This is a genomic window from Nostoc sp. JL31 (genome assembly GCF_017114965.1).
Taxonomy (GTDB): domain Bacteria; phylum Cyanobacteriota; class Cyanobacteriia; order Cyanobacteriales; family Nostocaceae; genus Nostoc; species Nostoc punctiforme_A.
This window is the reverse complement of sequence record NZ_JABXKO010000080.1, coordinates 19,187-38,201: the sequence shown is the minus strand read 5'-3', so window position 1 is coordinate 38,201 and position 19,015 is coordinate 19,187. Positions and strand designations below refer to the sequence as shown.

12 protein-coding genes are annotated in these 19,015 nt (G+C 40.9%); 9 read left to right on the top strand and 3 right to left on the bottom strand.

From position 1 onward, the window contains the following. Positions 1-26: 26 nt before the first annotated feature. A complete protein-coding gene (locus tag HWQ43_RS18555) occupies positions 27-2,231 on the top strand; it encodes a CHASE2 domain-containing protein (RefSeq protein WP_292736750.1) in 2,205 nt (734 codons plus the stop codon). A 1,124-nt stretch (positions 2,232-3,355) separates the two neighbouring features. Here the strand turns inward: HWQ43_RS18555 and nadB are convergent. The 3 genes from nadB to HWQ43_RS18540 all read right to left on the bottom strand — a co-directional run bounded on the left by nadB (position 3,356) and on the right by HWQ43_RS18540 (position 7,060). Continuing rightward, the gene (gene nadB, locus HWQ43_RS18550; protein WP_292736748.1) at positions 3,356-5,032 is read right to left on the bottom strand and encodes an L-aspartate oxidase; all 1,677 of its coding nucleotides are present in this window, start codon (positions 5,030-5,032) and stop codon (positions 3,356-3,358) included. A 199-nt stretch (positions 5,033-5,231) separates the two neighbouring features. Further along, positions 5,232-5,660 (bottom strand): photosystem II complex extrinsic protein PsbU, encoded by a 429-nt coding sequence (gene psbU / locus HWQ43_RS18545; RefSeq protein WP_292736746.1) that lies wholly within the window; start codon positions 5,658-5,660, stop codon positions 5,232-5,234. Between the two features lie 620 nt (positions 5,661-6,280). Next, positions 6,281-7,060, bottom strand: coding sequence for a DUF3120 domain-containing protein (locus HWQ43_RS18540; protein WP_292736744.1), 780 nt, complete (start codon positions 7,058-7,060; stop codon positions 6,281-6,283). 456 nt (positions 7,061-7,516) lie between these two features. On the opposite strand from HWQ43_RS18540, the gene HWQ43_RS18535 reads away from it, so the two are divergent. The 8 genes from HWQ43_RS18535 to HWQ43_RS18500 all read left to right on the top strand — a co-directional run bounded on the left by HWQ43_RS18535 (position 7,517) and on the right by HWQ43_RS18500 (position 18,926). Beyond that, on the top strand, positions 7,517-8,341 hold the full coding sequence (locus HWQ43_RS18535; RefSeq protein WP_292736742.1) for an undecaprenyl-diphosphate phosphatase: 825 nt from the start codon (positions 7,517-7,519) through the stop codon (positions 8,339-8,341). A 238-nt stretch (positions 8,342-8,579) separates the two neighbouring features. Next, positions 8,580-9,905, top strand: coding sequence for a TIGR03279 family radical SAM protein (locus tag HWQ43_RS18530; protein ID WP_292736825.1), 1,326 nt, complete (start codon positions 8,580-8,582; stop codon positions 9,903-9,905). Positions 9,906-10,987: 1,082 nt separating this feature from the next. After that, on the top strand, positions 10,988-13,801 hold the full coding sequence (locus HWQ43_RS18525) for a family 10 glycosylhydrolase (protein ID WP_292736823.1): 2,814 nt from the start codon (positions 10,988-10,990) through the stop codon (positions 13,799-13,801). A 614-nt stretch (positions 13,802-14,415) separates the two neighbouring features. Next, a complete protein-coding gene (locus HWQ43_RS18520) occupies positions 14,416-14,871 on the top strand; it encodes a hypothetical protein (RefSeq protein ID WP_292736740.1) in 456 nt (151 codons plus the stop codon). After that, positions 14,864-15,253, top strand: coding sequence for a hypothetical protein (locus HWQ43_RS18515; RefSeq protein WP_292736738.1), 390 nt, complete (start codon positions 14,864-14,866; stop codon positions 15,251-15,253). The genes HWQ43_RS18520 and HWQ43_RS18515 overlap by 8 nt, the downstream gene beginning before the upstream one ends. 150 nt (positions 15,254-15,403) lie before the next feature. Continuing rightward, on the top strand, positions 15,404-16,615 hold the full coding sequence (locus HWQ43_RS18510; protein WP_292736736.1) for an EAL domain-containing response regulator: 1,212 nt from the start codon (positions 15,404-15,406) through the stop codon (positions 16,613-16,615). Positions 16,616-17,000: 385 nt separating this feature from the next. After that, the gene (locus HWQ43_RS18505) at positions 17,001-18,344 is read left to right on the top strand and encodes a sorbosone dehydrogenase family protein (protein WP_292736822.1); all 1,344 of its coding nucleotides are present in this window, start codon (positions 17,001-17,003) and stop codon (positions 18,342-18,344) included. Between the two features lie 174 nt (positions 18,345-18,518). Next, the gene (locus tag HWQ43_RS18500; RefSeq protein ID WP_181928464.1) at positions 18,519-18,926 is read left to right on the top strand and encodes a phosphomannose isomerase type II C-terminal cupin domain; all 408 of its coding nucleotides are present in this window, start codon (positions 18,519-18,521) and stop codon (positions 18,924-18,926) included. Positions 18,927-19,015: the final 89 nt, after the last annotated feature.

The window sequence follows — 19,015 nt, the reverse complement described above, 5'->3', positions numbered from 1 at the left end:
ATATTTCTGCCTACTAGGTAATGGCAATGAATCAGCAGCTAGGCAAGCGTTTTGTGAAGTTAATCTTTGGACTGAAACAATCGCTTAGTCGAGGACACAGAGAATTGATTACTGCGGCCAGCGTTGCAGTCTGCGTCCTGCTTTTGCACTCCATCGGATTATTGCAATCTTTGGAGTTGGCGGCTTTGGATCAATTTTTTCGCTTACGTCCAAATGAACCGTCAGAAGACCGGATTACGATCGTAGTGATTGATGAGACCTATTTAAACGAAGTACGTTCGTGGCCAATTCCAGATGCGAAGATTGCCCTGTTATTGCAAAAATTAAATGCCCACAAACCCCGTGCGATTGGCTTAGATATCTACAGAAATTTACCAGTAGAGCCTGGTAATCAAGAACTGCGTAATGTTTATAAGTCAATACCCAACTTAATTGGTATTGAACTATTAGCAAATGACAAAAACAAAAACGTTAGTGTTTCGCCTCCATTGGGGCTAAATCGGGATCAAGTGGGCTTTAATAACGTGCTGTACGATCTTGATGGTAAAGTACGTCGTAGTTTGTTGTATTGGCACGTTAAAACTGAAGCACACGAAAGTTTTGCCCTGAAGTTGGCTTTATTGTATTTAAAGTCAAAGGGAATTACTCCCACCAAAGCGAAAAGCAACCCTGAGTATTTGCAATTGGGTAAGGCAGCATTTACTCGTTTTGAGGCTAATGATGGTGCTTATGTGGGAGCTGATGCTAGAGGCTACCAAATTTTGAGCAATTTTCCCAAACCCAAATGTCAAAGTTCGTCTGGAGAATTTTGTAGTTTTCGCCAAGTCTCGATGAGAGATGTACTGGCAGATAAAGTCAAAGCAAACTTAATCAAAGATCGGATTATACTTATTGGCTCCACTGCACCCAGTCTCCAAGATTTTGTATTTATTCCCTACTCCAGCAGTGTCATGAGTACGGCAAAGCCTGTACCTGGTATTCAATTGCAGGCTTATTTTATTAGTGAGTTAATCTCTGCTGCTGTTGATGGAAGACCATTACTCAAAGTTTGGCCTGACTTGGTAGAATACTTGTGGGTTTTTGTTTGGTCTTATTTGGGAGCCGTGACGATATGGCGGATACGACACGCAACTAGGAGTCTCTTCTGTATCCTAGTTTCTTGCTTTGTATTGACCGTGAGTGCATACCTGGCTTTCTTGTACGGTTGGTGGATACCACTCATTCCCTCACTGGTTTGCTTTGGTACTTCAGCTATTTGGATGACTAGTCATATTGCTCACATACAGGAAGAGTGGAAACGTTCCAAAGAATTTTTGCATCACGTTATCAACACGATCCCCGATCCAATTTTTGTGAAAAATGAACAACACCAGTGGATTGTTTTAAATGAGGCGTATTGTCGATTTATCGGTTATCCGAATAAGTTATTAATTGAAAAGTCAGACTATGACTTTTTCCCAAAACATGAAGCTGATGTGTTTCGACAACAGGACGATCTGGTTTTTCGGACTCAGCAAGCCCAAGAACATGAAGAAGAATTTACAAATGCCGATGGACAGACTCACCAAATTGCCACTAAGCGATCGCTTCACAAAGACTCAGCTGGCAATTTCTTTTTAGTTGGTGTCATCCGAGATATTACTCAGCGCAAGCTGATGGAAGAACAGCTGAAGCGTACTGCTGCTGAACTATTCCGCTCTAACAATGAACTAAAACTCAAAGAAGACCACTTACGTTATTTAGCGTATCACGACCCTCTCACCGGTTTATCCAATCGCAAATTTTTTGCCGAGCAACTTTACGAGTCCTTACATTGGGCACAACACAACAACTTGTTGCTGGGGCTGCTGTTTATTGATCTAGATGGCTTTAAGCAAGTCAATGATACTTTGGGACACGAGACGGGCGATCGCTTGCTAATGACTATCGCTGAAAGACTCAGCAACTCTTTACGCGCTAGTGATACAGTTTCTCGTTTGGGTGGCGATGAATTTACTGTGATTTTACGGGCAATTCCTAATGTTCAAATAGCTGCTAAAGTCGCCGAAAAAATTTTAAGCAGTATTACCAAGCCAATTGTTTTGGACGGCTATACAATTCGAGTCTCTGCCAGTATTGGCATTAGTGTTTACCCATATAACAGTCAAGACAGTGAAACTTTGATGAAACAAGCTGATACAGCAATGTATCGTGCCAAGCGCCTGGGTAAAAATCGCTACGAGTTTGCTTAATTAGTTAAGAGTCAAGTCTTCAGATTTTTTCACTTTAGTCACAATTTTTACCTTCAAATTAGGATTTTAGACTGGAGACACGTCTAAGACACTGTTTTGAAAAAATATCGCGTATATACTGCGAGGTAAATTTTTAGCTAAGATGTATATCTATCAAGGCTTTTTGCCTTTAATACTAAACCTCATAATTGATGTCAGAAAGCAATTAGTCATCAGAGATAATTAAGAAAATAAATTTTTAATGTAAATTTACTTACATTAAAAATTATACTTGTACTTATTCGCTTATTACGCTGTTTGATAGCTTTAAAAATCCTTTTAATACGATCAATATGTTGTTTTATCTTTATATATCTTTACTCATTAAATTTAAACTATACAATCAAATAAGTATTCTTTCATGTTTTTCTGAACTCTCAATTCAGCAAACATAGTATTTACACTTAAGAGTATTAAGATATTATTAATAAATAGTGAATTAAGCAAAATACTTGCAGTAAACCATTGACATATCTAACCTGAGACTGATGTAAAAACCGCTTATTAAGAATACCACTTAAGTATAAAGACTATTTAATATCGGCAGCTTAAGCTTACTCGACAAGCGAATACCACAATAATTTGTACATTACCAGCAATATATTTCATAAAGTTAAAACACTTTTTTCAAAAAGCACAGTAAATATACGTAAGCAAACAAAAAATACTCTTTAAGATAAAAAACTAGTAATTTTACTGAAAGATATGAAGACTAACTTCCGAATCACAAAGTTTATGATATTCTGCATAGGTGCTTATATATTGATCCCAAAAATTGCCGCTTGCACAGGTATATTCAGTACTGCAAGTGCTAATTCTTTTGGACCTACTAGCAGTAACACCTTAATCGCCCGCAAGGTCAATTCTCAAAATTTACAAGACATATACATTCCACCAAATTATGGTGGTCCCGACAGTCATAATGGTAGCGGTACCCGGTGATGGCAATTTTGAATTTTAGATTGTGGTAGAGCAGCAAAATGAGGTAGTTACCGTCTTGGACACCACGTCTTTTACTTGGCAGCTCATTTCAAGATGTTGTGCTTAGGGTTGCGAAAACCGTCAGGCTGTTTAAGGTCGTTGATTCAAGACAATAGTGGAGATTTCCACCAGTGATTTGTTTGTATAAGTGTGTGGACTTGCCAATTTGAGTCTGGTTGAGGATAATCTAAACGGAAGTGTCCGCCTCGGCTTTCGGTTCTAAAAGCAGCACTTTTGAGAATTAAATCAGCTACATCTAATAAATTTCGGGTTTCTGCCCAAAGTCCCAATTGCCGTTCAACATCTGGTAGGTCAAAACTAGCGGGTTCTACTGGACGTAAAGCGAGCAAGAATTGACTTAAAGGCAAGGCAGCGAAATCTTGCTGCCAAGATTCAATAGTAGCGATCGCAGTTTCTAGCCTTGATTGCTCCCGACAAATACCAGCACTTTTCCATACTAGACGCGGTAACTTCTCCCTGAGTGCTTCTAGCTGTGTTTGTTGGATGTGCCACTCACTAGGATCGGGATTAAATTTCCGTAATGGTAGCACTGGTATTTCTGAGGACAGCCCAATATTTTCTAACTTAATATTAGCCATTTGGGCCCCAAACACAATACATTCCAACAGAGAATTACTAGCAAGGCGATTGGCCCCATGCACACCCGTACTAGCGGTTTCACCTACTGCGTACAAACCGGGGATATTTGTGCGATTCATCAGATCCGCAACAATTCCACCCATCCAGTAATGGGCGGCTGGCGCTACAGGAATTGGTTCGTGGAAGACATCAACGCCCCAATGTTGACAAACTTTGATGATATTGGGAAAGCGGTGACGAATCTTGTCGGCGGGGATGGGGCGCATATCCAACCACACATGGGCAGTAGCCAAATCAATAGCGGTACGTTGTAAATGGCTGAAAATTGCTCTACTGACGACATCTCTAGGTGCAAGTTCACCCGCAGGGTGGTAATCAAAGGCAAAACGTCGCCCTTCATTATCGATAAGATGTGCCCCCTCGCCGCGTACAGCTTCGCTGATTAGGAAGCGATCGGCACCAGGTTTAGTGAGGGCGGTAGGGTGAAATTGGACAAATTCTAAATCGCGGAGGATAGCCCCAGCACGAGCTGCGATCGCTACCCCATCACCGGTACTCACAGCCGGATTAGTGGTTTGGGCAAATACCTGACCGCCACCGCCGGTTGCCAGTACCACAGCACCAGCTCTTACCCAGGTGATTTTACCTTGATAAAACAGGCTAATTCCTTGACAGCAACCAGTTTCGGGTTCAATCCACAAACTCAAAGCCAAAGCTTGCTGAATGACTTGAATATTTTGGCGACGTAATACTTGGGCGGTGAGGGTGGTGGTAACTTCCCTCCCTGTGGTGTCCGCAGCATGGAGAACACGGCGGCGAGAATGGGCGGCTTCCAAAGTTAAAGCTAAGGCTTGACCATGACGGTCAAAAGCTACCCCCAAGTTAACTAGGGATTGAATACAGCTAGGGGCGTGTTGGGCGAGAAATTCAACAGCAGTGCGATCGCATAAACCGGCACCCGCCTGGATCGTATCTTCAATGTGCAGCGTGGGAGAATCTTCTGGGGCGATCGCTGCGGCAATGCCACCTTGTGCCCAATCACTGGCGGATAAAGCAACGGTTTCTTTGGTAATCAAACCGACTCGCAAGGATTCTGGCAGACACAGCGCTGTGTATAGTCCAGCGGCACCAGCGCCGACTACTAAGACATCAAATTGGCTGGGAATATCTATCTGAGACAAGGTAATGGTGAGGGGAGAGGGGGCAGGGGGCAGGGGGCAGGGAGCAGGAAGCAGGGGGAGACAAGGAAGAAATTTTACTTCGTCCTCCTTGTCTCCCTCATCCTCCTTATCTCCCTCATCCCCCCTTATCTCTAATAGAAGAATCCCACTCCCTAGAATTAGGAGTGGGCTGCTATTTGCTACATTAACTGCAATTCAGTTATCTGTAGATACCGTTGTTAAAGCGATCGTCTCCTTCATTGAAGGCAGGCTCTAATTCCGTCACGGTGAATTTATCGAGGTTGGCTTGCAGGGTTTGTTTTTGGCGATCGCTCAATCCGGCAAGATCCAATACATCCTCTACCTTTTGGTAAGGAGCATTGGTGATGATTTTCTTAGCCAGGGTGGGATAAAGCCCTGGAAACTGTTGAAAAGCTCGGACGTTGGTATTATTCAAATCAATTTTTTTACCAAATTCCGTTCCTAGTTTAGCGTCTGCCCGATTCTGCCGCTCAATTGCCAGAACTGGGACTTGGGGAAAAGCAAAACTGTTGAAACTAGCAGCTTGGGCTATCTGAGTTGTTCCCAACCATCCCCAGCAACTAAGTAACAAACTAAACACTGTTAATAAACGCGCCAATCCTTTCACGATTTTTCTACCTCTTTCCATCAAACAGAAATAAAAGTTTTAAGCTAACAACAGTTATTAGTCATTAGTCATTAGTCACTTGTACTGAGCGTTCGCGTAGCGTCTCGAAGAGAAGCCGAAGTATTAGTCATACCCTGCGGGAAGCCGCTAATGCCTCTACGTGAGAGCGCCAAGGACGAAGGACAAAGGACAAAGGACAAAGGACAAAAGCTGATAGCTTAGTCAACACAGCAGTCATCAGAAACTAATATACAGCGTATTAATATCCACAATATTTACCGTTACTGGGTTTGACTATACTTTTGCCAAAAATTTTCATCGTGGAAAGAGTAACTACATCGCTGCAATCGCTTTGCATTGACGATCCCCGCAGCATTCCCAGCTAGACGAAATCTTTTCAGGGTGGCTGATTCTACCTCCCAAGCAGACACCAAACTGTACGATTTCTAAGATCGAAAACCTTACCAAAAAAGACTTGATGCTGATGGATTTTTATGTAATATTTCTTAACTAATTAATCATCTATAGCATCATTTTTGATGTGCCGTAGATTGGGCTGGGAAAAGTTTCAGTAAGAGAAGCCTACACGCTTATTGGAAGATAAGTGTCACCTCCCTTCTTCACGCTGCGATCGCAGCTAACAAAAATAGGCTGTCTACTAAAATTGTACTCAAAACGGCTCCACCAAAGGCATACCAGTGTCTTTGATTTCGACTTAAAGCTGAAATTCCTACTGTTAGTAGCACTGCGGCGAAAAGTATCGCCCAAGTTTGTCCCCAAGGTGCTTGTACTTGCATGAGAGCATTTTGTAAGATTTGCGGTACTAAATCTGCATCTACTCTCATGATTTGCCGCCAATAGGGCATTAAGTCTACTATATAAAAATATACATCTGTTAAAACTGTACCGAGTAAAGAACCTAAATAAAACCAGTTACCTACCTTGCCCCAATTCTTCGCCAGACACCAGCAAGCAAACGGTAAGCCGATAAATTCCACCGGCAGATGCCATAAAGGTTCCCAACGTAACCAACCCCAGTAAATCGCTCCTGCTAACCAACTCCAGCTAAACCCCAAGAGCAAATCCCCCCAGACGTAAGTTGCAGGACGTGACATTAAGGCAAAACTGAGCCACACCCAAAATCCTGTCAGGGCTAGACTCAGGCTTGGTAGCGCTCGCACTATTGGCGCTTCTATAAATACTGGGACTGTTACCAAAAACACTGCCGCCGCAAACACTAACCAAGTTTGTCGGGCAGAAGTAGATAAGGGTAGAGAGGGAGAAAAGGAAAGTGTAGATTCCAATTGTCTGATACCATTCTGTCCAGTATCAGCTAAATCCAATTCGGTATCAATAGAAGGGGTAGAAGCGCTGTAGGAGGACAGTGTATTATTAATCAAAGTTTTTAATATTTGTTACTAAACTTTATCTTCTTTAAGATATCACATTTTCAAATCCCCCCCTGGGGCATTGTAATTATACTGAAAATTCCACTAGGACTGGCGCAAACCAAACAAAACATTCTGCACCTGACGAATCCATTCAAGTTGGACTATTTACACAACTGTTCTGTAGTTCCTTGTAAATGGGGGACTACACAGAGGTGAGGGTAAAATCTAATAGTTAAAAAGTGAGATGGTATTAGTCCGCTAAATATTAAAGTTTGATGAATTTCTCAAATTGCGTTGACTTATTGAGGTGGGTGTAAGAACATAGTCAGCGTCTTCGATGATGTTATCGATCGGTAAAATTGAATTTTCTACAAGATTGGGTGCAATAGAAAGTATATAAAGCAACATCATCAGCTAAAAAATGTTCATCACGATCTCTAGAACACGAAAAGGTATTAATTGTATATGGAGTTTATTCAAGCTTTTATTTTAGGTATTGTTCAAGGTATTACAGAGTTTTTACCAATCAGTAGTACTGCACATCTTCTGATTTTTACCAAGCTATTTGGTTGGAAAGAACTAGGTTCTAAAGATTTTGTTGATGCAATTCAATTTGGCAGTGTTATAGCAATTGTAGGGTATTTTTGGTCACTGATTTATAGTATTGTCAAAGGTGGGGTCGAAGCATTAAAAACTAAAGACTGGCAACGTGAAGAATGGAAGATTCTTGTCGGTATTGCAGTCGGAACACTGCCCGCTTTAATTTTTGGCTTCCTTTTGAAAGATGTTTTACCTGAAAGTGCATTAATTATTGGCATTATGTCAATTATCATGGCACTTATACTAGCTTTGGCAGAAAAAATTGGCACTCGTAAGCGAGGTTTTGAGTCATTGCAGATTCGGGATGGTATTTTGGTTGGATTGGGACAAACACTTGCTTTGATTCCGGGCGTTTCTCGTTCTGGCTCGACGTTGACAACTGCCTTATTTTTAGGATTAGAACGCGATACAGCAGCAAAATTCTCATTTTTGTTAGGGTTTCCAACTCTTACCATTGCTACGCTGTATAAAAGCCTAAAAATCTTCAAGTTGTTTCAAGAACACCAGTTGCCAGATAACATTGTTGGACTGTTAATTGTAGGAATTATTTCAACCTTTATTTTTTCCTACCTATCAATTGCATTTTTGATCAAATACTTAGCAACCAAAAATACTTTGATTTTCGTATGGTATAGATTAGCCTTCGGTAGTGTTATCTTACTAGCGATCGCAGCAGGTTGGAAAGGATAATAGTCATTAGTCATTTGTCATTTGTCATTTGTCCAAAGCAAATGACTATAGCGACTGCTCGTTTGTATGTAATACAATCTAACCTCACTCCAAACCTCTCTCCTACAAGGAGAGAGGCTTTGAATTTTACTCCCCAACGCTAGTAGGGAAGGGCTGGGGGTTAGGTCTGTATTAGACTCAACTGAGAAACGCTATAATGCCCAATGCCCAATCCCCAATTCCCAATGCCCCATTCCCCATGACTACCATTCATCCTGCCCGAATTACCAAGGTTCTTCCAGACTCAATAGCCGCAGAGATTGGTTTTGAAGCTGGGGATGCGATCGTTGCAATCAATGGTACACGTCCCCGCGATTTAATTGATTATCAGTTTTTGTGTGCTGATGAAGTCTTAGAATTAGAAGTTTTAGACGCTACTGGTAAAACTTATAGCCTGGAAATCGAAAAAGATTACGACCAAGACTTGGGGCTAGAATTTGAAACTGCCCTATTTGATGGCTTAATTCAGTGCAATAACCGCTGTCCATTTTGCTTTATCGACCAACAGCCACCAGGTAAGCGCACCAGCTTGTACTTTAAAGACGACGATTACCGCCTAAGCTTTTTGTACGGCTCTTATCTTACCCTGACCAATTTGCCAGAAAGAGAATGGCAGCGGATTGAACAAATGCGCTTGTCTCCGTTGTATGTTTCTGTTCATGCCACGGAGCCGGAAGTTAGAATTAGACTGCTGAAAAATCCCCGTGCGGGGCAAATCTTGCAACAACTCAAGTGGTTTCAACAAAGACGGCTACAAATTCATGCTCAAGTGGTTGTTTGTCCGGGTATAAATGATGGTGAACACCTGGAGCAAACCCTAAAAGATTTAGCATCCTTTCATACTGGTGAAGTACCTACGGTGGCGTCGGTGGCAGTTGTGCCAGTGGGATTGACAAGGTTTCGGCCTCCAGAAGACGAACTCATACCCGTAACCAGAGAAAAAGCGAAAGAAGTGATTTCTCAAGTGCGAATACTCTCGCAACAATTTCGCAAAAAGTTTTCCTCTAACGTCGCTTGGTTAGCTGATGAGTGGTTTTTAATTGCTGGTGAAGAATTACCGAGCGAATCTGAATATGAAGAGTATCCCCAAATTGATAATGGTGTTGGTTCAATTCAGTTGTTTATCAAGCAATTTGCAGCCGCTGCAACAGAATTACTACCGCCAAAAGTTTATCCTCAGAGGACATTAACTTGGGTAGTAGGCAACGCAGTAGAAAACGCTTTTAAACCTATCTTGGAAAGGTTAAATTCTGTTGAGGGATTAAAAGTAAATATGCGTGCTTTATGTAGTGATTATTGGGGACAGAGGATCACTGTTACGGGATTATTAACGGGTCATGATTTGCTATTGAACTTACAAGGGCAAGATTTGGGGGACGGAATTTTACTGCCAAATGTAATGCTCAAACATGGAGAATTGGTATTTTTAGATGATATGAGTATTGAAGAACTAGCCTGCAAACTGGAGACAAAAATCTTACCAGTAGGAGGAGTTGAAGATTTAATCAGCACTTGTATTATTTAAGCTGTTTTTGTTAGCTCTTTAGTCTTTAGTAGTTCCCATGTGGATGAAGTGCATATCAAAATCTCACTCCTAACCCCTATTATTACCAAGGAAAGTTTTGGGGGTGGGGTTATGTGTCGTAAACATTTTTTCAATTGATATAACTTCAAGCCTTTAAATTCAAACTATTTTTTTGTATCCAAACATTTGGATGCTAAGTCCAAAATTGATAAACTTTAATTGAATATAAAAATATTGCTTACTTTTACATCAATATGATTCATATAATGCTTATTGGTGTAGAGAATTGGTCTTTCTAGATGCGATAAATCGCGTCTATACATCAATGTGGGCTTATATAAACTTGATTGACTTTTACAGTTAATAAATTTTGGTGATTGTAATTGCAACTGTTGAAATTATTGTCTGATCCTATCTAAAATTTTCTAGAAAAGCTCGTGAAAAATTATTGTTAGTTTAACTCTGGCGAGCGTCAAGAGTACTAATTAGACTTATTGCACAAATACTAAATCTGCCTTCATCCGCCAACCCGTTCTCCCAAAATTGTGAGAACGGAAGCCGAGCCAATTTCAAAGTCCCTCTCCCAAGCTTGGGAGAGGGATTTAGGGTGAGGGCTTTAAGATGCACTAGTATTACTTTTTTAACTCACAAAACCCTGAAAAACAGATAATTAGAATAAGAGTGGCATTTTTTATTTTAGGTTTAAGTGAAAACTCTCTGTAATTACCCAAAAACCTATTGGAATTGGTAAACATGAAATTTTCTAAAAAGCTAGTCACCAATGGGATGAAATTCACAATGTAATAGCTAACAATTTCTATAGAATCGCCTGGGCAATTTGAGTATCCATCTTGGCATTTTTTACTGGTTTTGATAGGCTAGATTGATGAAGGTAATTCACTAAGTACTTCTACGAAAAGCTTATAGGAATTATATTTGGTTTTTGAAAAGCCAAATATTAGCTTTACTTAATCCGGGTGAGAATCTCAGTAAACTTACTAGGAATAAAGTTAGAGTCCTATATTCTGTACTAATGAATTCTAAGTAATAACTAAATTAATTAATAATGAAGTAAGGAGTCACTGGTGAAGTATCAGGAAAACCAAAAATATATAAGTTTAAAAATTAAAAAAGCTAGAAGATTATTTATTTTAAGTTGTGAAATTGTCGTTTTAAATTTTTTGAGTATTTTGCCAGTAACGGCGGCGACTGAAGAACCCGTATTGAGCGTAGTATATGGCCAAGAAAATGCAAATCAATGGACAGGGATAAGCGATCGCTTACAGACAATAGGGGTGAAATATTGTGTAATTTCCCTAAATGATGTCAAGAGTGGAGCAGATTGGGGCGATCGCCGGGTATTATTTTTGCCAAACGTTGAGACATTAACACCAACTCAAGCGATCGCTCTAGAAGAATGGATGAGTAAGGGAGGGCGTTTGATTGCTAGTGGGCCTGTAGGCAGTTTGTCATCGCCAGGAGTACGGCAATTATTGCGATCGCTCTTGGGAGGTTATTGGGGATTCAGCTTTAGTGACACAGAACAGATTCAAGCTGCAAAAACCAAGATCCCACAATGGACAAATCAAACTGGACTCTTTGGTAAAGTGCGCGGCGGCGTTGTGATTCCTAATGATATGGGCAGTGAATCTCCTGCTGTTTGGAATTCCAAAGATCATCCGGCCGCAGTAGTGACAACTGAGCGTTCTACCTTTTTGGGCTGGCGTTGGGGAACAGATACAGCCTCCGCAGCCGAGTTGGATAATGCCTGGTTAAAAACTACTATCAATCACTATTTGACAGCACTAGCACCATCAAATCGCACCAAAAAAATAGCAGGAGGTTCCCAAAGCTGCTCTACAACTGTGGCGGCTGTGCCCTCAGTGCAGGGGGGCAGAGGGGCAGGGGAGCAGAGGGGCAGGAGAGCAGAGGGGCAGGGGGGCGGTTCATCTCTCTCATCTCCTCCTAAAACTGCCACTGCTCCCATACCTAGACCGCTGCCTATGGTCAAACCCCCAAGTTCTCAGGAGGCTATTGACCAATTAGAACAAGCGGTGCGTTTGGATGTTGCACCCAACTCCAACGAGCCGATTGATAACAGGCAAGCGATCGCTCTCCAACAAGAGCTAGAAAATCTGATTGGTCGGGTGGAAAGCGCTCATTTAGCGGTGTTAGCTGATGCAGCTAATGTTGGCGAAACAATATCTGAGGAGAAGCAGTTTTCTAGGGATTTGAATACCCCCCAGTCTGTCAAAGAACAGCCAACACAATTGGCCTCAACCAAACTGGGGACGCTAGCCATAAGTAAAGACCAAGCATTAGCACAAGCAAGGCTAATTGCCAAAAATTTACCCCAATTAATTGCTCAAAAAAACTACGCTTTGGCTCGTCAGCAATGGCTGGCCGCTAAAACAAGTTTGTGGCAACAGTTTCCTGTCGATCGGAAACTAGCTCAACCAGAAATTCGCGCAGTTTGGTTAGATCGAGGGACAATTGTTCGTGCTGGTAGTAAGGCGGGACTGGCACAGATTTTTGATCGCCTCGCCCAAGCTGGGATTAATACCGTCTTTTTTGAAACTGTTAACGCTGGCTATACAATTTATCCGAGCCAAGTCGCAAAAGAGCAAAACCCATTAATTCGTGGGTGGAATCCACTGGAAGAAGCGGTGAAACTAGCCCATGAGCGAGACATGGAATTACACGCTTGGGTTTGGACTTTTGCTGCTGGCAATCAACGCCATAATGAAATTCTCAACCTTAATCCTAATTATCCAGGGCCAGTACTGGCGGCTCATCCCGATTGGGCAAACTACGATAATTTAGGCAATATGATTCCCATTGGTCAGAGCAAGCCATTCTTCGATCCAGCCAACCCCGAAGTGCGGCAATACTTGCTCAAGCTGTATGAGGAAATTGTCACTAAATATAAGGTGGATGGTCTACAGCTAGACTACATTCGCTACCCTTTTCAAGACCCATCAGCAGGTCGAACCTATGGCTATGGGAAAGCTGCAAGAGCGCAATTTCAGCAACTTACTGGTGTAGATCCAGTGAATATTTCTCCTAGCCAAACAGACTTGTGGCAAAAGTGGACAACATTTCGCACCGAGCAAGTTGATAGCTTTGTCGCCCAAGTATCACAGCAGTTGCGACAAAAGCAACCGAATTTAATTTTGTCGGTTGCAGTATTTCCTTTGCCGGAACTAGAACGGATTCAGAAAATTCAACAAAATTGGGAAACTTGGGCAAGACGGGGAGATGTAGATTTAATTGTTCCCATGACTTATGCTCTCGATACTTCTCGGTTTCAACGACTGGCCCAACCCTGGATTGCCTCTAAACAATTAGGAGCTACCTTGTTGGTGCCGGGAATTCGCTTACTTTCTTTGCCAACAATCGAGGCATTCGATCAACTCCAGTTGGTAAGGGACTTGCCAGTTAGTGGTTATGCACTATTTGCCGCAGAAAATTTCAGCAACGATCTCCAAAAACTCTTTAGTAACACCCAAGGTAGAATTCAATCTACAACAAGTGAACCGATTCCTCTCCGTCAGCCTTTTCAAACTGCCGCCATCCGTTACACCGCCCTACAACGGGAATGGAGATTTGTTTTCCAAAATGACCAACGACCAAGGCCATCTCAGAAAATTTCAGATTTTAACAACCAGGCAGAAGTTTTACGCAGTGCTTTAAATCAACTTGCCGCTTCCCCTTCTGCTAGTAAGTTACTCGTAGCGAGAGCCTCTCTAACTCGCTTCCAGTCTCAATTTCGGGTATTGATGAGCCAAGAAATTAAGTCGAATTCCTATCAAGTCAAAGTTTGGGAAAATCGGCTCGTAACTATAGAAAGGCTATTACGTTATGGCGAACGACGGTTGCAGTTACGTCCTTTGTGAAGAGGCAGAGGGGCGGGAAGCAGGGGAGACAATGTGACAAAAGAAAACTCCTAACTCTAGCCCTTTCAAGGTGGTGAAATTTGGAACGAAGATTGGTTATTTCAACTTTCAGAAAGCCCAAAATCTGAGCGGAGGATTCAAGATGGTAGCACTGAAACAATGTATGTTCATTTATTTATCACCTTGAAATGGCAACTCCTAACTCCTAACTCAGCAGTCAGCACTCAGAACTGTTTTGCCCAATGCTCAATACCAAACTAGCTGGATATAAACTAGTTTGTAATTCTTAACACACTTTTTGTAGTGTTTGTATCTCAGTATTACTACTTTTTTATCGTCAAAATATTGGAAAATACTGAGACAACCGACTTTAGATAACTATTATTTGATGATAGCTATCGTTAAAATCTATGCAAGCCTTAACTCAGATCATCGGGCTACAAAGCTTAGAGTTAAGAATTGGTTGTTTGCCACTGAAGGTTGTGTTAAAAACATCACGATTAGAGTAGATGCTATTTCTACAACGGGCTACGCTTACGCACTGATGTAGCACGGGGTAAAAGTATCTTGTTTTTTCATCTTCGCAGCTAGTAGGGTACTTCACAAAGCATGATATGGTACTGTTTGTAGCTTCTGGAACTAGCTTGAAAACAGCCCATACTTTTGAAGTTATGCATACCTTAGTCATGACATTGAATATGTCAAAATTTTCGGATATCATCTCAGTGTTATCACGGTTGTTCCAACAGCAGTTGGAACTACTGCTAGTTGTAGATAAGCAAGGTAATATGACTCCTGAAAGTATCTGTATCTGTCAAGCAGTGGCACAAAAAACAGAGAAAGCTAAAGGTAATGCTAGTATTGATTCCTTTGAGGTAGAACATCAGATTTTCATTGAGAGACAATTACCCAAGTCCCAATGGTTACTAGCACGCGCTATAGTACGTAAAGCTACGACAGGCAAATACACTCACTTCATTGAAGTTTATGAGGAAGATTGGGACTTCTATCGTAAGTCTAATAGGATAAGGCAGACCAATACCGCCCAAATATCACATAATCATGACTGAAATGTTTAATGATGTGTTGATTATCGGCCAGTTAAAAGTGGAAAAATTAGAGTATAGAGCAACATCCTGCAATTTAGTTGAACATAACCGACAATCGTCAGAAAAAATACAGATGAATCTGGGTTATCGGCGCTTAATTTTTTTCACCAGTCAATATAAATTTGTAACCTGCTGTATCAATGAAAAACTGCTGGCATACATTTTGACTAACTTGTTTTCAAATGCGATTAAATATTTCTCAGATGATGGCATTTTCAAGTTTAATTTCCTTAGTCAAGATAGACAAACTGGATTTGAAATTAAAGCTTTTCAGATTAGTCTTTTCCAAGAATATATAGTATATATTCTTGAATCATTTATATCACACTATGAATGGTGTTAATATACTAGGTACTGCATTAAAAATGACAATTTTAAAAAGTGTGTAGATATCTACAGAGGTAAAATATTTATTATAAGTATAAAATCACATTTGTAAGAAATACTACTGTATGGTGCCATTAAATAAAAAAATATAAATAAGAGGTAATTTATGCCCAAAATCTTAATAATAGAAGATGAAGAAGCAGTCCGTGAAAACCTTTTAGATTTGCTAGAAGCTGAGGATTTTGAAACTATTGCTGCGGCTAATGGCAGAACCGGGGTACATTTGGCTATCTCCGAAGTTCCTGATTTAATTCTTTGTGATATAATGATGCCAGAAATTGACGGTTATGGTGTGTTAACAGCATTACGTCAAGATCCATCAACGGCAACAATTCCCTTCATCTTTCTCACTGCCAAATCCGCCAAATCTGACTTCCGTCAAGGTATGGATATGGGTGCAGATGACTATATAACTAAGCCATTCACTCGAGCTGAGTTATTGAGTGCCATCATGAACAGGTTGGAAAAATACGCTACTTTAAAACGGTATTTATCTCCTCAGATTGTAAATAATAACTTGTCTCCAAAAATGCAGTTGTTAGAAATTAGCTTACACCGAGCTATAAAACAACATAATTTTCAAGAATTTGAAATTTATTATCAACCAATAGTCGATATTGCATCTGGAAAAATAGTAGGTGCTGAAAGTTTATTGCGCTGGCAAAGTCCAGAGTTAGGAATGATTTATCCAACAGAATTTATTCCGTTAGCAGAGTCTACAGGTTTAATTATTCCGATTGGAAAATGGGTATTAAAAAGGGTATGTAAACAAATTAAAAGCTGGCGTGATGCTGGAATTAATTCATTGATTGTTGCTGTAAATCTGTCAGCAATTGAATTTAATCAGCCAGATTTCATTCATAATTTAGTCAATTTTACATCTGTCAATAATTTAGAACCACCTGACCTAGAAATAGAACTCACTGAAAGTATGATTATGCAGGATGTAAATAGTGCGATCGCTACTATGAGCAAATTGCAATCTTTGGGTGTAAAAATTGCGATCGATGATTTTGGTACTGGTTACTCTTCTTTGATTTATCTGAAAAACTTACCAATTAATACATTAAAAATAGACCGTTATTTTATCCATAATGTTGCTAACGATTCGCAAAAGTCAGCCATCACTAAAGCATTAATTCAAATGGCTCATAATCTCAATCTAGATGTAGTAGCTGAAGGTGTAGAGACAGAAGCAGAACTAGGTTTTTTACGCCAACACAACTGTAATTCTATGCAAGGTTTTCTATTTAGTCGTCCCTTACCAGCAGCAGAATTTGAAAATTGCTTGTTTACTAACAAATGCTTGTATGTGTAAATATTAGGCATTGGGCATTGGGAATAGAATCTAGTTATACCAATTTAATGTGAAGCTGCACTAAATGAGTAACTCTCCATTATTGGCGCTCTTCTCTAACGAGACGCTACGCGATGGCGTACTTGGCGGTTCGTTTAATATTCTGTGCATCTTCATACAGAATTGGTATTAGTAGTACAACACGGTGGAAATAAACCAATCATTTCAAATCAACGAAACCCTTATGCTGTATTAATTTTTAATTTTTAATTCCGCCTTGCGGTACTAGTGCTTTATTTTTGAATTGTTAATAGATTGACTAACTAAGAAAAATCAAACTTTTGACTGGCGACAATTATTAAGCCTCAAGTCTAGAGTAGGAACATTGTGTATAGTGTCTACCACCATGAAAGTTCCTGCGCGTTTTTTGCTGTCAATTTTTTTAATGATTTTGGCAGCAGCCTGTAACCAGACTCGCGCTAACTCAGATAATCCCACACCTCAAAAATCTGTACCTTCTACCCAACTGACACAGAATCCTACACAGCCAAAAAATATTGTCCGTACTGAAGCACTTTCACCTACACCCATCCGCATCAATCTGAAGAATTTACCAGCACCCTTCGCAACAGAAAGCGCCTCCAAGCGGCCTGAAGTTGTGTCCATTCCACAAAATCCGGTGCTGCGCGTACCACCAGGCTTTACAGTAAACGTCTTTGCTGAAGGTTTAGATGCCCCACGCTGGCTAGCTTTAACCCCCAATGGTGATGTTTTAGTGACTGAAACCGGGCAAAATCGCATTCGTTTATTGCGTGACAGCAATGGGGATGGTGTAGCTGACGTTCGAGAAACATTTGCTAGTAGTGACAACGGACTCAATAGACCCTTTGGAATGGCTTTTGTAGATAATTCCTTTTTTCTGGGGAATACAGATGCTGTGGTGCGTTTTCCCTATACTCAAGATCAAAACAAGATTACAGGTAAGGGGGAAAAAATTGCCGACTTGCCCGCTCAAGGTTATAACAATCATTGGACACGCAATGTCGTTGTCTCACCCGATCGCAATAAATTATATATTTCAGTTGGCTCAGGAACCAATGTAGATGAGGAACCCCTACCACGGGCTTCGATACAGGTGATGAATTTAGATGGTTCCCAGCAGCAAACTTTCGCTTCCGGTTTGCGTAACCCTGTTGGTTTAGACTTTCATCCTGTAACTAAGGAACTTTATGCCACTGTTAACGAACGGGATGGAATTGGCGATGATTTGGTTCCAGACTATCTGACACGCGTAAAACAGGGGGGATTTTACGGTTGGCCCTATGCTTATCTAACACCAAACAACCTCGATCCGCGGCAAAAGACGGATGACAAAAGTAAACGTCCTGATTTAGTAGCCCGTACTCAAACGCCAGATGTACTGTTTCAGGCGCACTCCGCAGCATTGGGTTTGCAGTTTTATGATGGTAAAACGTTTCCGAAAAAATACCAGAACGGTGCTTTTGCCGCTTTTCGTGGTTCTTGGAACCGCGATCGCGGCACTGGTTATAAAATTGTATTTGTTCCCTTCGATGCTAAAGGGCGATCGCTTGGCTACTACGAAGACTTTATCACAGGATTTTTGCTAAATCCTTCTGTACCCAGCACTTGGGGACGGCCTGTAGGTTTACTCGTGTTGCCAGATGGCAGTTTACTACTAACAGAAGAAGCCAATAATCGGATTTATCGGATTCAGTATACGGGGGAGTGAACAATTCACGTATTCAAACATTTAAAAATTCACGGATAGGATCTGTTGCCTCAAGTAAAGTTAGAGCAGTTGTCATCAATAGAGACGTTGTGACTGCATCTTCCTACCCAGGTTTATCTCCTTTACGGTAAATTACTGATAAATACTAATACTTATCTGGTTGAGAAATGAATTATGACTCCCAATGAAAATAATACTCAGTCAAATATCAACGAATTGTCTCCACATTCAGGTACACGATATTGGGGTGAGGTAGAGGTAATCGAGGAGGGAGAAACCTATAGAATTAGTCGTGTGGAAATCAAGCCCAGGCATGGCATTAAACCACAAATTCACTATCACCGGAATGAACATTGGGTTGTAGTTTCCGGTGTGGCAAAGGTGACTTGTGGCGATGCAGAAATATTACTGAATCGAAACGAATCAACTTATGTCCCCGCAGCAACACTACATAAGGTAGAAAATCCTGGACATATTCCGCTAATTATTCTGGAAATTCAAAATGGTGAATATTTGGGTGAAGATGATACTGAGCGCCCTTATGACTTAAATTTGGTCAAACCTGTAGCTGAAGGACAGTAAGGGCAGGAGAGCAGGGGAGCAGGGGAGCAAGGGGACAAAAGAAAACTCCTAACTCTAGCCCTTTCAAGGTGGTGAAATTTGGAACGAAG